The sequence below is a fragment of the Stenotrophomonas sp. 220_Sma genome, assembly GCF_056487375.1.
The window spans coordinates 4,220,450-4,236,032 of the sequence record NZ_CM151348.1; the positions used below are offsets into that span (position 1 = coordinate 4,220,450).

Annotated in this window: 12 protein-coding genes; 1 reads left to right on the plus strand and 11 read right to left on the minus strand. The window is 67.2% G+C overall.

The window, feature by feature from the left end; genetic code table 11:
* Positions 1-21: 21 nt before the first annotated feature.
* From ACZLIB_RS19690 to ACZLIB_RS19725, 8 genes are all read right to left on the minus strand, one after another.
* Positions 22-1,296 (minus strand): septal ring lytic transglycosylase RlpA family protein, encoded by a 1,275-nt coding sequence (locus ACZLIB_RS19690; RefSeq protein WP_049400490.1) that lies wholly within the window; start codon positions 1,294-1,296, stop codon positions 22-24.
* Complete coding sequence (gene mltB / locus ACZLIB_RS19695; RefSeq protein WP_049400491.1) at positions 1,293-2,438, minus strand: lytic murein transglycosylase B; 1,146 nt, start codon at positions 2,436-2,438, stop codon at positions 1,293-1,295. Before mltB ends, ACZLIB_RS19690 begins: the two co-directional genes overlap by 4 nt.
* Before the next feature lie 1,139 nt (positions 2,439-3,577).
* Entirely contained in the window at positions 3,578-4,657 is a 1,080-nt protein-coding gene (gene rodA, locus ACZLIB_RS19700) for a rod shape-determining protein RodA (protein ID WP_478469949.1), read from the minus strand.
* Between the two features lie 192 nt (positions 4,658-4,849).
* A complete protein-coding gene (gene rodA / locus ACZLIB_RS19705; protein ID WP_010481418.1) occupies positions 4,850-5,962 on the minus strand; it encodes a rod shape-determining protein RodA in 1,113 nt (370 codons plus the stop codon).
* Positions 5,959-8,034 (minus strand): penicillin-binding protein 2, encoded by a 2,076-nt coding sequence (gene mrdA / locus ACZLIB_RS19710; RefSeq protein WP_478468503.1) that lies wholly within the window; start codon positions 8,032-8,034, stop codon positions 5,959-5,961. Before mrdA ends, rodA (ACZLIB_RS19705) begins: the two co-directional genes overlap by 4 nt.
* A 3-nt stretch (positions 8,035-8,037) precedes the next feature.
* The gene (gene mreD / locus ACZLIB_RS19715; RefSeq protein ID WP_032130319.1) at positions 8,038-8,523 is read right to left on the minus strand and encodes a rod shape-determining protein MreD; all 486 of its coding nucleotides are present in this window, start codon (positions 8,521-8,523) and stop codon (positions 8,038-8,040) included.
* Positions 8,520-9,548 (minus strand): rod shape-determining protein MreC, encoded by a 1,029-nt coding sequence (mreC, locus tag ACZLIB_RS19720; protein WP_478468504.1) that lies wholly within the window; start codon positions 9,546-9,548, stop codon positions 8,520-8,522. The genes mreD and mreC overlap by 4 nt, the downstream gene beginning before the upstream one ends.
* A 121-nt stretch (positions 9,549-9,669) precedes the next feature.
* Positions 9,670-10,716 carry a rod shape-determining protein gene (locus tag ACZLIB_RS19725; RefSeq protein ID WP_005419402.1) on the minus strand — a complete coding sequence of 349 codons (1,047 nt, stop codon included), beginning with the start codon at positions 10,714-10,716 and terminating at the stop codon, positions 9,670-9,672.
* A 283-nt stretch (positions 10,717-10,999) separates the two neighbouring features.
* Between ACZLIB_RS19725 and ACZLIB_RS19730 the strand changes: the two genes are divergently transcribed.
* Positions 11,000-11,938 carry a carbohydrate kinase family protein gene (locus ACZLIB_RS19730; protein WP_014038522.1) on the plus strand — a complete coding sequence of 313 codons (939 nt, stop codon included), beginning with the start codon at positions 11,000-11,002 and terminating at the stop codon, positions 11,936-11,938.
* Positions 11,939-12,166: 228 nt separating this feature from the next.
* Here the strand turns inward: ACZLIB_RS19730 and ACZLIB_RS19735 are convergent, their stop codons facing one another.
* From ACZLIB_RS19735 to ACZLIB_RS19745, 3 genes are all read right to left on the minus strand, one after another.
* Positions 12,167-12,790: an HAD family hydrolase gene (locus ACZLIB_RS19735; protein WP_478469950.1), complete on the minus strand. Its 624-nt coding sequence runs from the start codon at positions 12,788-12,790 to the stop codon at positions 12,167-12,169.
* A complete protein-coding gene (locus ACZLIB_RS19740) occupies positions 12,790-13,521 on the minus strand; it encodes a hypothetical protein (RefSeq protein ID WP_019337678.1) in 732 nt (243 codons plus the stop codon). The genes ACZLIB_RS19735 and ACZLIB_RS19740 overlap by 1 nt, the downstream gene beginning before the upstream one ends.
* 122 nt (positions 13,522-13,643) lie before the next feature.
* A complete protein-coding gene (locus ACZLIB_RS19745; protein ID WP_142806765.1) occupies positions 13,644-15,572 on the minus strand; it encodes a M1 family metallopeptidase in 1,929 nt (642 codons plus the stop codon).
* Positions 15,573-15,583: the final 11 nt, after the last annotated feature.

Below are 15,583 nucleotides of genomic sequence, written 5' to 3' on the forward strand. Positions count from 1 at the left end.
GGCAGCACCGGCCCGGGTGGATCAATCCTTGACGATCTGCGGCGAACCCAGCCCCAGACCGGCGATGCGGCCGACAAGTTCCGCGGCACTGGCATGGTCGCTGGCGGGAACGCGCAGGCGGAACAGCGTACGGCCACCGGCGGCGATGTCACTGATGGTGGCACCGACGATGCCCGCGGCGTTGAGCTGGCCCATCGCGCGGTTGGCGTTGTCACGGTTGGAGAAGCTGGCAACCTGCACCATGACTGCGCCCACCACCTGCTGCGACAGGCTGGGGGTAGCGGCGGCGGTGCGGACCGGTGCCTGCGCAGCGGCGCGCGGCGTGGTGCTGGCAACGACCGCCGGAGCTGGCGCGTATGTGGTGCTGCGCACCGGCGGAGCACTCGGCGGCAGGCTGCTGACCGCCACATCCGGCACGGTGCTGGCCACGCCCTGGGTGGTGGCCGGCTGGCCACGCGCCGGCATGCCATCGGCCGGCAGCCCCTTGACCAGGCGATCGATGTCGCTGTCGGCGGCGGCACGCGCGGTCGGTGCCGGGCGCGCACTGGCTACAGCGCTGGCGGCGGCCGCTTCCGCAGCACGACGCTCGCGGCGCGACGGCTTCTGCGCCAGCAGGTTGCCCTCACCCGGCTGCAGCGCGCGCACTTCCACGTTGCCGGTGCCGCGCTGGGTGATGCCCAGGCGCACGGCAGCGGCATAACTGAGATCGACCACGCGGCCATCATGGAACGGACCGCGATCGTTGACGCGCACGATCACCGACTCACCGTTGTCGAGGTTGGTCACGCGGGCGAAGCTGGGCAGCGGCAGCGTCTTGTGCGCAGCGGTGAACTGGTACATGTCGTAGACCTCACGGTTGGAGGTCAGGCGGCCATGGAACTTGGCACCGTAGTACGACGCAGTACCACGCTCGACATAGTTGCGGGTGTCGTCGAGCACTTTGTACGACTTGCCCAGCACCACGTACGGCGTCTTGTTGCCGATCGCCGAGCGTTCTTCCGCGGTCACTTCCGGCTCGGGGATGCAGGCCACGTTGGGAATGTAGTCCGGCGTGCTGTCACGCACGCCCGGCTTGTACAGGCCACCGGCGGTGTAGTTGCCGCGGGTGCTCAGGTCTTCCTTGGCCGCCGCGTAGGGCGATCCTTCCGGGCAGTGTGCCGGGCGCGAGCCACGACCCTGCACCAGAGTGCCGCCGGACTTGCCACCATGGCCGGCCGTGGCCGGCTTCTTCGGCGCGCTGCTGCAGGCAGCCAGTGCGAGGACGATCAAGCCTGGGACCAGCCATCTGATGTTCATGCCGGGGGCAGCTCCTGTCCGGCGATGGCCTGGGACAACTGGAACACGGCCATCGCGTACATCTTCGAGAGGTTGTAGCGGGTGATCGCGTAGTAGTTCTGGAAGCCCAGCCAGTACTGCTTGCCGGTGCTGCCTTCAAGCGTGATCGGCGTGGCGGTGGCGCCCGGCTGCACCGCTGCGCTGGGCTGGTAGCCACGCTTCGCCAGGTCGGCCAGCGACCAGGTCGGCATCCATTCGGTCGGATTGAATTCCTCGCGGCCCGGCGCCAACGTGGCCGGCACGGCCACCTGCCCGCCACGCACCCAGCCACCCTTCTTCACGAAGTAGTTGGCGATGGACGAGAACACGTCGTCGTAGCTGGTGAACAGGTCGCGACGGCCGTCGCCATTACCGTCCACCGCGTAATCGAGGTAGCTGGACGGCATGAACTGGCCCATGCCCATCGCGCCGGCATAGCTGCCCTTGAGCGTGGTGATGTCCAGGTTTTCTTCGCGGCCCAGCTCGAACAGCTTGGCCAGCTCATCGCGGAAGAACAGCTCGCGGCGCACTTCGCGCTCCAGCTTGGCCGGGTCGCCACTGCGCGGGTAATAGAACGCCAGCGTGTACAGCGCATCGAGCACGCGATGGCTGCCGGCATTCTTTCCGTAGCTGGTTTCCACGCCGATGATTGCCACGATCACTTCGGCCGGGACCCCGGTGCGCTGCTGCACGCGGTCCAGTTCGGCACGGTGCTGGGCCAGGAACGCGCGGCCGCCATCGATGCGCGCCTTGCTGATGAACATCGGCCGGTATTCGTTCCACGGCTTGACCCGCTCGGCCGGGCGCGACATCGCGGCGATGATCGGTTGGCGCACCTGCGCCTGGTCGAGCACGCTGCTGATCTGCTCCGGCTTCAGGCCATAGCGCTTGGCGGTATCGGCAATGAAGCGGGCCCGTGCGACCTCGAACGGCACCGGGGTGAGATCGACCGGCGGCGCGGTGGCGGCAGCGGCTTCGGGCGCGGCCTCGGCCGGGCCATGGGCCTTGGCGGCGGGCTGGCGCGGCGTACTGCTGGCCTGGGGCGAAGACGGTGGGGACTTCGGCTGGGTCGCGCAGGCGACCAGGCCGAGGGTGAGCATGCAGGCCAGAGTGCGTCGAATCATCGTCGCAGGTTAGCAGGTCATGGATGAATTAAAACCCCTAACACCATGAATCACAACGATTTGCCTGCGAGCAGCGGGAAATGTGAAGACGTCGTGATCACACCTCCCCATTCAGATAGAGGTTGCCGGTTGCGTCCCCATCCCCGCAGACGCAACCGGCGACCGGATCCGGTCGGTACCTGCACGGCTGCCGCTCCCCAGTGGCAGTGCTCCGCGCTCCCTGTACCCGTTGGATCAGTACTGCTTCCCGCCCGACGCCCCCTCGCGCTGCAACGATTGACGGCGCGCCGTGCCGAACGGGCCGCCATTGTGCAGGCCGATTACGACAAGTCCATTGATCAGGATCAACGCGCTGTAAAAGTGTGAACCAGCTAACGCTTTTTCCGGACTTTGGTCAGTGGGCGTGCTGCCGTGCATCGTTGTGAGAACGCTTCCACAACGGGCGTTGCGCAGAGTCAGGAAGTTTCCAGCCAACGGCGCAGCCCCTCGTGGGTGGGGTGTGTTGCGGAAAGCAGAAGCCGCCGCTGGGCCGGTCGGGTTGGGTACGCGGGGGACGCCGTGAATCCGTCCCTGGAGGCTTGGCAGCCGCTTGCTCTTGCGCGCAGTCCTGCACGCGCGGCAAGGCCAGGGTTGGGCGTCCTGCCCAACCCGCCCGATGCATGCCTCGGGCCCATGCGGCTGACACCCCCGCATACCCAACCCGACCGCCCTCTGACAGATTTCGGTGGTCTGCCACCCACGGAGAAGAAAGAGAAGATCGCAAGCGGGTCGCGCGCTGCGCTTGCTCGAGAGCCGAGCATGGCTATGCCGGTCGTCCTGACCGGCACCCTTCGGGCCGTCGCCGTGGGCGACGTTGGCAGCGGCTCCTGCCGCTGCCTTCGGCTCTACACAAAGCAAGGAAGCGACCCGCCAGGCCGCTTTTGCTTTTGATCTTCTTTTTCTTCTCCGTGGGTGGACGCGCACGGAACCTGTCCGTGGCCGGGTAGATGGGCTGCGCAGGGGCGTGAGCCGCATGGATGCGGCGACCGAGCTTACATGGACGTACTTGCAGCGTCCCCTGCGCAGCCCATCTACCCGGCCCCACCCATGAACTGCTTTGCGCGACCACCCACGAGGGGCTGCGCCGTTGGCTGGAAACCCTATCCCCCGTGCACGGGCCGGTGCCCACGTACCGCCATCACCAGTCCAATGCCGGCCAGCAGCGAGACCGCTGATGTCCCGCCATAACTGATCAACGGCATCGGAATGCCCACCACCGGCAGCAGGCCGGAAATCATTCCACCGTTCACCAATACGTAGACGAAGAACGCCAGCCCCAGGCTGCCGGCCAGCAACCGCGCATGGGTGTCGCGCGCGTGCACTGCGATCCACAGGCAACGCCCGACCACGAACAGGTACAGCGCGAACAGCGTCGCCACACCGATCCAGCCGAATTCCTCGGCCAGCACCGAAAACGCGAAGTCGGTGGTGTACTCGGGCAGGAAATCCAGCGTGGCCTGGGTGCCCTGCCCCCAGCCACGGCCGTGCCATCCGCCCGAACCGATCGCGATGCGCGACTGCAGGATGTTCCAGCCGGTGCCGAGCGGGTCTGCTGCCGGGTCGAGGAAGGTCAGTACGCGATCCTTCTGGTACTGCCGCAACACGCCGAGCCAGGCCAGTGGCGCGGCCACCGCCAGCCCCACCGCGCCGGTGGCCACCCAGCCCCAGTGCAGGCCCGCCAGCAACAACGCGAACACGCCGCTGGCGGTGACCAGCGTGGCGGTGCCGAGGTTGGGCTGCATCAGGATCAGCACGGCGGGAACGCCGATCAGCACTGCGGCCGTCAGTACCGTGCGTGGTGACGGTGGCAGCGGTTGCCGGTGCAGGTACCAGGCCATCATCAACGGCAGGCTGAGCTTGAACAGCTCGGAGGGCTGCAGGTAGAAGACGCCGAGGTTGAGCCAGCGCTGCCCGTACTTGCCGGTGCCGATCACATACACCGCCATCAGCGGCAGCATCGACAGCGCGTACAGCGCCGGTGTCCACGCGCGCAGGCGCAGCAGCGAAACACGCGACAGCAGCCACATCGCCAGCAGGCCACCGGCGAAGCGCGCCGCCTGCCCGGTGACCGGACCGGAAACGCTGTGCAGCACCGCCAGCCCCGCGCCCATCAGGATCAACAACGCGACCAGCAACGGCAGGTCGATCGTGCGCACCGCCTCACGGCAGCCGCCAAGCATTCGTTTCCAGTCCACGCTGGCCACGGTAACAACGCGCGCTTGCGTGAAGCTGTCAGGGTGCTTCTGCGTCTGTAGAGTCGAGCCGTGCTCGACTGCCTTTCATGCAGCAGAAGCAGTCGAGCACGGCTCGACTCTACAGAACAGCGAGAAGCAATCGAGCATATGGAAGCGCGATGAAAGGCGCGGCCGTTGTTACCCGTAGCCGCCGTGCACTGGATTGTGGCTACGCACGGCCATCACCAACCCGAAGCCGGCCAGCAGCGAGACCGCCGAGGTACCGCCATAGCTGATCAGCGGCATCGGCACGCCCACCACCGGCAGCAGGCCCGAGATCATCCCGCCGTTCACCAGCACGTAGACGAAGAACGCCAGGCCGGTGGCGCCGGCCAGCAGGCGCGAATAGGAATCGCGCGACTGGCTGGCGATCCACAGGCAGCGCCCGATCACCACCAGGTACAGCGCCAGCACGGTGGCCACGCCGATCCAGCCGAACTCCTCGCTCAGCACCGAGAACGCGAAGTCGGTGGTCTGCTCGGGAATGAAGTTCAGATGCGACTGCGAGCCCTCGCCCCAGCCCTTGCCATCGAAGCCGCCGGAACCGATCGCGATCTTCGACTGGATGATGTTCCAGCCGGCTCCCAGTGCATCCATCTCCGGGTCCAGGAACATCATGATGCGGTCCTTCTGGTACGGCCGCAGCAGCCAGAACCAGGCCACCGGCGCGACCGCAGCCACGCCACCCACGCCCAGCCCGACCCACCACCACGGAAGGCCTGCCAACAGCAGCACGAACACACCACTGGCGGCGATCAGCACACCGGTACCGAAGTCCGGCTGCAGCATCACCAGGCCGGTTGGCACGCCGATGATGACCAGCGCCACGAGCACGGTGTTGAAGCGCGGCGGCAACGGCATCTTGTGCAGGTACCAGGCCACCATCATCGGCAGACTGACCTTCAGCAGCTCGGCCGGCTGCAGGTAGAAGAATTTCAGGTCCAGCCACTGCCGGCCGTACTTGCCGGTGCCGAGCACGAACACCGCCAGCAACGGAATCATCGAGATCGCGTAGATCATCGGCGTGGCCGAGCGGATGCGCAGGATCGGTACCCGTGAGATGCCCCACAGCGCCGCCATGCCCACTGCGAAGCGCGCGCCCTGGGCCATCACCAGGCCGTCGCCACCGGCGCTCTTCAAGGTGGCCAGGCCGATCACCATCAGCGCGCCGAGGGCCAGGCACAGCACCCAGTCCAGCGTGCTGAAGAAGCGGCGCAGCATGTCGCCAGCCCAGCGCAGGAACACTCTCATCGTGCGGGCTCCGCGGGAGTCGGGCGCGGCGTGGCGGGCAGCGCTGCGGCGGCCGGCGTACCCGGCTGCGGTGCGGGTACAGGTTCCGGCGCAGGCACGCCGACCAGCACCGGATGTTCACCCAGCTGCGCAGCGGCAAGGTCGCCGGCCTGGCGCGCGCCGGCGTCTTCGTTGTCGAACGCGGTGGCGCCGATGGCAGTGGTGCCGCGCTCGCTGTCCAACGGCTGCATGCCTTCGGGCATCTTGCCCAGCAGGTAGGCGTCGAACACCTTGCGCGCGATCGGTGCAGCGGCCGAACCACCATAGCCACCGCCTTCCACGGCCACCGCGATCGCGATCACCGGGTTCTCGACCGGCGCGAAGCCGACGAACAGCGCGCGGTGGCGCAGGTGCATCGGCAGGCTCTTGGGATTCACCGCCGCCGTGCCCTTGCGGCTGATGACCTGCGCGGTACCGGTCTTGCCGGCCATCACGTACGGCGCACCGACCGCCACGCGCCAGCCGCTGCCGCCGGGCCGCATGGTCGCCATCATGCCCTCGCGCACGGCCTGCACGTTGTTGGGGTTGGGGCTGACCGGCTTGCTCTCGCCAGCCGGCATCGCCGACCAGTCGCTGTCGAAACCGTCGCGCTGCTGGATGACCAGATGCGGGGTGCGCAGCTGGCCGTCGGCCAGACCGCTGACGCCGCGCGCCAGCTGCAGCGGGGTGACCTTCCAGTCGCCCTGGCCGATGCTGATGTTGACCGTATCACCGGGGTACCAGGCTTCCTTGCGGCTCTTCCGCTTGTAGGCCGGCGACGGCAGGATGCCGCCGATCTCGCCGGTGAGGTCGATGCCGGTCGGCTGGCCGAAGCCGTAGTACTCCATGTAATGGTCGAAGCGCTCGATACCCAGGTCCAGCGCCAGCTTGTAGTAATAGGTATTGACCGATTCGGCGATGGACTTGCGCAGGTCGGTCCAGCCGTGGCCGCCACGGTGGGCGTCACCCCAGCCGCGCGAGGTGCCCGGCAGGTAGAACATGCCGGTGGACAACACCTTGTCTTCCGGGCGGCGCACGCCCGAATCGAGGCCGGCCAGGCCGATCAGCGGTTTCAGCGTGGAACCGGGGGCGACGCCACCGAGCACCAGGCGGTTGAACTGCGGCCGCGACGGGTTTTCGTTCAACGCCTTGAAATCGGCATGCGAGATGCCGTTGACGAACAGGTTGGGGTCGTAGGACGGCAGGCTGACCATCGCCAACACCTCGCCGCTACGCGGGTCCATCGCCACTGCCGAGCCTTCCTGGTCGCCAAAGGCGGCCACCATGGCGCGCTGCAGGTCGGCGTCGATCGACAGCCGCAGGTCGGCACCGGACTGCGCGGCGACGCGACCGATAGTGCGGATCGCACGCCCCTGCACGTTGGTCTCGACCTGCTCGTAGCCGACCTTGCCGCGCAGCTGCTGCTCGTAATAACGCTCCAGGCCGGACTTGCCGATGTGGGTCAGCGCGGCATTGCCCTCGCCGAGGATTTCCAGGTCCTTGTCATCGACGCGGCCGACGTAACCGATGATGTGCGCGAACAGATCGCCATAGGGATAGCGACGGGTCAGGTAGGGTTCCAGCTCGACGCCGGGGAAGCGCCAGCGGTCGACGGCGAAGCGTGCCATCTCCTCGTCGCTCATGCGCAGCTTCAGCGTGACCGGCAGGAACTTGCGGCGCGCCTTGCGCGACTTGTTGAACGCTTCCAGTTCTTCCGGGCTGATGCTGATGATCTTCGCCAACCCTTCCAGGGTGGCGTCCATGTCCTTGACCTTGTCCGGGGTCACGTCCAGGCGGAAGGCCGGCACGTTCTCGGCCAGCAGGCGGCCGTTGCGGTCGTAGATCATGCCGCGCCCGGGCACCACCGGCCGCGGCTTGATGCGGTTGGCTTCCGAGCGCGTGGCGTAGACGTCGTGGTCCAGCACCTGCAGCTTGAAGTACCAGCCGCCCAGGCCCAGCAGGCAGACCAGCACACCCAGGAAGCCCAGCGCCGCGCGGCGGCGGAACTGTTCGGCTTCGGCATGCGGATTCTTGACCTGGCGGCGCGGAATCATGGCTCAGCGCCCGCGCTTGCCGAAGCGCACCGCGTCCAGCAGCACGAATACCAGCGGCCACAGGCCCATGCCCAGCAGCGGTGCCCACCAGTACGACCACGGCAGGGTCGGCTCATCCACCACGATGTGGACCAGCGCGCTGACGATGCGGTCGTTGAACAGCAGGCCGCCGATGGCCAGCATCTGCTGGGACATCGGGAAGAAGCGGATGCGGGCGCGGAAGCGCTGCAGGATGAAGGCCAGCATCACCAGCCGCAGCGACTGTTCGCCGAGTACACCGCCGTACAGCAGATCGGCGATGACGCCACTGGCGAAAGCGACGCCCAGGCCGACACGCTCAGGCGCTTCAATCACCCAATAGGCCAGCACCAGCGCCAGCCAGTATGGGCGCAGCGGCTGCAGCAGCGCCGGCAACGGCAGCAGGCCCAGCAGCAGCGCCACCACCAGGCTGGCCGGCAACACCCACGGGTTGTCGCGCAGGCGGCTCATCGCTGGGCCTCCGGCGTGGTCGGTTGCCGGCCAGCGGCCGGCACTACCGTCGCCGACCCAGCATCGGGTGGAGAGCCCCCCTCTTGTTGAGGGGGGCGCGCTGAAGGCGCGGGGGTAAGGGAGGATGCGCGGGCCGGTTGCACCGAAGGTGCAGTCGGCGGCAATTCGCTGGCCGCAGGCAAGCGAATTGCCGCGCCCGGGCGCAGCAGCAGCACGTCGCGGCCGCGGTCCAGCTGCGCCGCCGGCTTCAGTTCGCCGACCAGGAAGGCGTGCGTGTCGTCCGGACGCAGGCCGGTGATGGTGCCGACCGGGAAGCCGGCCGGGAAGCGGCCACCGAGGCCGGAGGTGACGATCTCATCGCCCACTTCCACGCCGGCACTGAGCGGGATGTCGCGCAGTTCCAGCTTGTCGCCGCGGCCGTAGACGATCAGGCGAACGCCGTTGCGGGCCACCGTCACCGGCACGGCATGGTCGGGGTCGGTCAGCAGCAGCACGGTGGAGGTACCGCCAGTGACGCTGATCACCTGGCCCATCAGACCGCCGGCATCGATCACCGCCTGGCCGACGTGCACGCCTTCGCGGCTGCCGGCGTCGAGCACCAGACGCTGCTTCACCGGATCCAGGTCGATGTCCAGGATCGGCGCCAGCTGCACGTCCAGGCCACTGCGCTCGGCCACATTCAGCAGTTCGCGCAGCTGGGCGTTATCCAGCGCGGCGGTCTGCAGGCGGGTCAGGCGGGCGTTGGCCAGCAGCAGCTGGTTGCGCAGTTCACGGTTCTCGTTGACCAGCTGGCCGTGGCTGGCCGCCGAGTCCTTGACCTGGTTGCCGAGCTTGCCCGGCAGTCCCGCCAGTGCCCATACCGGCTGCACCAGGCTGTTGGCCTGCCCGCGCAGCTGCGCAAGCCAGCCGGCCTGGTCGTCAAGCACGATCAGGGTGATGGCCAGTGCGAGATAAGCCAGCAGACGCAGCGGGCTGGCGGCATCACCGGATCGGGAAGCAACGGGAGGTCCGGCGTAGGGCGGCACGGCAACGATTCAACTGGCAGAAGGCGGAAGGGAAACACGCGGACGCCCCGCCGGTGCCGGCCTACCCTCATGGTGGGCCGCACCCCGGAGGGGCGCTGCGGGCGCAGGCAGCCGGGACGGCTTATTCCGGCGCAAAGAACTCGTTGCCGTGCATGTCGACCAGCTCCAGCGCACGGCCACCGCCGCGGGCCACGCAGGTCAGCGGATCGTCCGCCACCTGCACGTGCAGGCCGGTTTCCTCGGAAATCAGGCGGTCCAGGTCACGCAGCAGGGCGCCACCACCGGTCAGCACGATGCCGCGCTCGGCGACGTCGGCGCACAGTTCCGGCGGGGTCTGCTCCAGCGCCAGCTTGACCGCGCTGACGATGCCCGACAGCGGCTCGTGCAGGGCCTCGAGCACCTCGTTGGAGCTGATCTTGATCATCTTCGGCACGCCCTCGGCGAGGTTGCGGCCGGAGATTTCCATCTCGATCACTTCCGCCTGCGGGTAGGCGCAGCCCAGCTCGACCTTGATGCGCTCGGCGGTGGCTTCGCCGATCAGCATGCCGTGGTTGCGGCGCACGTAGTTGGTGATCGACTCGTCGAAGCGGTCGCCGCCGATGCGGACCGAGGCCGAATAGACGATGCCGTTGAGCGAGATCACCGCCACCTCGGTGGTGCCGCCGCCGATGTCGATGACCATCGAGCCACGGGCTTCGGTGACCGGCATGCCGGCGCCGATCGCAGCGGCCATCGGTTCTTCGATCAGGAACACGTCACGGGCACCGGCTTCCTCGGCCGATTCCTTGATCGCGCGGCGCTCGACCTGGGTCGAGCCGGCCGGCACGCAGACCAGCACGCGCGGGCTCGGGCGCAGCACGCGCGACTTGTGCACCTTCTTGATGAAGTGCTTGAGCATCGCCTCGGTGTAGGTGAAGTCGGCGATGACGCCGTCCTTCATCGGGCGGATGGTGGTGATGTGGCCCGGGGTACGGCCAAGCATCTGCTTGGCTTCGGCGCCTACGGCTGCCACCGAGCGGGTACCACCAATGGCACGGTCCTGACGCACGGCCACGACCGATGGCTCGTTCAGCACGATCCCCTGCCCGCGCACGTAGATGAGGGTATTGGCCGTGCCCAGGTCGATGGACAGGTCGTTGGAGAACATGCCACGGAGTTTCTTGAACATCTGAGGAAGGAGTCCTGAGGGGTGTCGTGCCCGCCGCGGGATGGCGAAAAAATGGGCAGAAATCGAGGCCGACAAGCCTAGCAACCCGCCTGCCGCCGAGCAAGGAAAAAACTAGCTGAACCCGCGTCTTCACAGGCTTTCGGCCTGATCGGGTCTCACCCGGTTCTGGCCCTGAGCGGCACCAGCGGGTAACCTTTGCGCCGTCGGGCGCCCAAGGGCGCCGTTTGCTTGCCCGCCGAACCGGGCCGGCCCACCCCAAAATTCACCGCATAGGCTTACATCGATGTCCGCTCTGATCTGTGGTTCTCTTGCCTTCGACACCATCATGGTGTTCCCGGACCAGTTCAAGAATCACATCCTGCCGGACAAGGTGCACATCCTGAACGTGTCCTTCCTGGTGCCGCGCATGCGCCGCGAGTTCGGCGGCTGCGCCGGCAACATCGCCTACAACCTGCACCTGCTGGGCGGCCAGCCGATCCCGATGGGCACCGTGGGTTCGGACTTCGGCCCGTACCGCGAATACTTCGACGGCCTGGGCATCGACCTGTCGCGCGTGCGCGTGATCGATGAGCTGTTCACCCCGCAGGCGTTCATCACCACCGACCACGACAACAACCAGATCACCGCCTTCCACCCGGGCGCGATGATGCGCTCCTACGAAAACCACGTGCGTGGCGTACCGGGCGTGACCCTGGGCCTGGTCGGCCCGGACGGCCGCGAAGGCATGATCCAGAACGCGCAGGAATTCCACGAAGACGGCATTCCGTTCATCTTCGACCCGGGCCAGGCCATGCCGCTGTTCAACGGCCCGGAGCTGCGCGCGTTCATCGAGCAGGCCGACTACGTGGTGGTCAACGACTACGAGTCGAACCTGCTGCAGGAACGCACCGGTTGGGACGAGAAGGAGATCGTCAGCCGGGTCAAGGCCTACATCACCACCCGTGGCCCGAAGGGCGCGGTCATCCACACCCCGGAAAAGAGCTACGACATCCCGCCGGCGCACGAACGCCGCGTGGTCGACCCGACCGGCTGTGGCGACGCCTTCCGTGCGGGCCTGATCTACGGCATCCAGAAGGGCTACGACTGGCTGACCATCGGCCGCATGGGCAACCTGATGGGCGCGCTGAAGGTCGAGCACCCGGGCACGCAGAACCAGCGCTTCACCTTTGACGAGTTCAACGAGCAGTTCAAGCAGCAGTTCGGTTACGCGCTGGGCGCGTAAACGAACTGCCCGCGCATCTGTTCGGTGGGTGTCGACCTTGGTCGACACGCTGTGCCCTGGTAGGTGTCGACCTTGGTCGACACTGCCGGCCAGCGGCCGGCACTACCCCTTCTGCTGCAAGGCCGCCAACAGTGCACGGCAATCGGCGAAATGCCAGTCGGCGCGGTCCGGCCACGGGTGATCCGGTAGGTGTCGACCTTGGTCGACACTGCCGGCCAGCGGCCGGCACTACCCCTTCTGCTGCAAGGCCGCCAACAGTGCACGGCAATCGGCGAAATGCCAGTCGGCACTGCCCGGCCACGGGTTCTCCGGCAGATTGACCAGCACGGTGTGCGTGCCCGCGGCGCGGCCGCACTCCAGGTCGTAGGCGTGGTCTCCGACCATCACCGCCTCTGCCGCTGCGATGCCCCAATGCCGCAGGTGCTGCTGCAGCCCATCCGGTGAGGGCTTGGGCACCGCTTCATCGCGACCAATGATGTCGGCATCGTCGAACAGCTCCCCGACCCCGATCGCGTCCAGGGTCAGCTTCGCCAGCGCATGGTCGTTGCGGGTCAGGATGCCCAGCCGGCAGCCCGCCGCCGCCAGCGCGCGCAGCAGCTTCACCGCGCCCGGTGCCGGCAGTGCCTCCTCGGCCAGCGCACGTTCGTGATCCAGCAGCCACTCGCGCTTGGCCTGCGCCGGCGCATCCGGCAGCGCTGCGATATGGTCGAGGATATCTTCCTCCGCGGCGATCTGCAGCGCGCGGCGGATCGCGGCGAAGTCATGCACGGCCACCGTCAGTGTGCCGTCCATGTCGAACACCCAGTGCCGGATCGCGGACAACGCGTGCACTGCGCTGCCCGCCGCAACCATCACTGCCACCACTGCGGCATGCGGCTGGCGTCGACACCACCGGTTTCGAACACGGCGGTACGCGTGCCGCCGGCCTTGACCGGGAACTCGATGCTGATCGACTTGCCCTTGCGCGCCAGCTTCCACAGCGCCTTCTGGTCGGTGATGAACAGCGCGATGGCTTCATCGGTCTTCGGGCGCCAGGCCGCCATGGAAATCGGCTTGCCGTCGTCCACGGTCACCTTCACCGTGCACTGCGGGCAACGGAAATCGCCGGCCTGCAGCACCAGGTAGGCATGCCGCTTCCACTCCGGATGATCGCGGAACACCAGCTGCACCGGCTTGGCACCGCTGCCATCCACGTCCACCCGTTCTTTGCTGTAGATCTGCGCCGAGACCTGGTTGCCCTTGTTGCCCACCGGGATCTGGTTGTACTGCCACAGCGCCTGCATGCGGCGCAGGTCGCGCGCGGCATCACCCTTGGCCTTGACCTCGTCGAAGCCGGCGGCGATGCGCTCGGCGGCGGCGGTGTCCTTGTACTGGTCCAGCAGCGAGGCGCCATGCAGGCGCGCACGCTCCCAGTCCTGTGCGGCCACGGCCATGTCGTACTGCTTGGCCACGTCTTCGGCCTTGGCTTCCTTCTGTGCCTGCACGGCGGCTGCGGCGGCTTCCTGCGCCTTGCGCTCTTCCTCGGGGTTGCTGCAGGCAGCCAGGGCCAGGGTGCAGGCGGTGAGCAGGATCAGTCGTTTCATGGCGGAGGTCCTTCGTGTTTTCGCATATCTGTAGAGTCGAGCTTGCTCGACTGCTGTTGAAGAGCCAGTCGAGCAAGCTCGACTCTACAAAAAAAGCGCCGGGGGATGCCCGGCGCGTTTTCTTACTTGGCTTCGGCCTTGGCCAGCATGTCCTGGACCGAGGCGGTGGTGATCGGGTGGTAGCCCGGCTTGGCCTTTTCGAAGGCCTGCTTGGCCAGCTCCAGCCCCTTCGGCGTTTTCACCAGTTCGGCGTAGATCGGCAGGATCAGCTTGCGACGGCCGACGCGCTCGATGAACGCGGCTGCGCCTTCATTGGCCTGCTCGTAGCCGCTGCGGATCGCCAGCGGGTACCAGCGCATGGCGATCTCGCCATTCGGGGTGCCGGTGAAGTGGAAGGCCTTGTCCAGCGTGGCCAGCTTGTCCAGCGGCTGGGTCGCGCCCAGGCCGTCGATGAAGCGCACCCATTCCTGCGTGCTCCAGTCGGCGATGACCTGGCTGCTCGGCACGGTGCCGGCGCTGGCAAACGCGATGCGCGCGGTATCGACGCTGCTGAAGTTGCGCGACTGCGCCTTGGCCGCGAACGCCGGGATGCCCGGCTCGTCCAGCCATGCCTTCAGTTCGGCCTCGGTCACTGCCGACGGATTCTTCGGGAGCAGGTTCTTTTTCAGGTACTCGACGAACTGGTCGGTGTTCGCGCTCTGGAAGGCGTGGTCATCGAACCAGCCACGCAGGAACGGATCGAAGGTTTCGCGGCCGAAGCGCTGCTCCAGGAATTCCAGGAACCACGAACCCTTGACGTAGGCGACCTGGCTGAGGGCTTCGTCGGGGTCACGCTCGTTCAGCGGCGGCAGCGCCAGCGCCTGGTCGGCCGGGCTCATGTCCTTCACTTCGGCCAGCAGGTCGGTCTGGTCGATCTGCTTCTCCATCTCGGCCATCTCCTTGCCGTACAGGGCTTCGGTGATGCGGCCCTGGACGTAGGTGGTGAAGCCTTCATTGAGCCAGATGTCCTTCCAGCTGGCGTTGGTCACCAGGTTGCCCGACCAGCTGTGCGCCAGTTCGTGGGCGACCAGCGAGACCAGCGACTTGTCACCGACGATCACGGTCGGGGTGGCGAAGGTCAGGCGCGGGTTCTCCATGCCACCGAACGGGAACGACGGCGGCAGCACCAGCATGTCGTAACGGCCCCAGCGGTATTCGCCGTACAGCTTCTCGGCGGCACCGATCATCTTCTCGGTGTCTTCGAATTCCTTGGCGGCCTTGTTGACCATGGTCGGCTCGGCCCAGACGCCGGAGCGGCCGGAGATCGGCTCGAACACCAGATCGCCGGCGGCGATGGCCAGCAGGTACGACGGAATCGGCTGCGGCATCTTGAAGGTGTAGTCACCGTCACGCGCGGCCTTCGGATCGTTGTCGGCGCTCATCAGCACCATCACGTCCGGGCGCGAGACCACGTGCGCGCTGTAGGTGAAACGCACGCTCGGGGTGTCCTGCAGCGGCACCCACGAACGGGCGTGGATGGCCTGCGACTGGCTGAACATGAAGGGCAGCTTCTTGCCCTCGGTCATCGACGGTGCCAGCCACTGCAGGCCCGAGGCGGTCGGTGCGGTGTGGTAGGTCACTTCCACCTTGGCCGGCTGTTCCGGGGCTTCGATGGTCAGCTTGCTGCCGAACACCTTGTCAGCGGCGGCCAGCTCGAACTTCAACGGGCTGCGCGCGCCATCGGCAGCGACGGCCTCGACCTTGGACACGGTCAGCTCGCGGGTGTCGAGCACCAGCTGCTTGGCGTCCTTCTGCTTCCATTCCAGGGTGTAGGTGGCGGTGCCGCCGATCTGCTTCTGGTCGAAGTCCAGCTTCAGGTCCAGCGCGATGTCCTTGATGACGACCTTGTCCGGCTCGGCGTACGAGCTTTCGTCGTGGCTGCGGTTCTCGGCGTTCACGGGGGCGGCGGGGGCCTTTTCGGCAGTCGGGGCGGCGGCGGGCGCGGCCGCCTCCTGGGAGCAGCCGGCGGCCAGGGCCACGGCCAGCGGAAGGAGCATCAGCGGATTACGCATGAATCGGGACC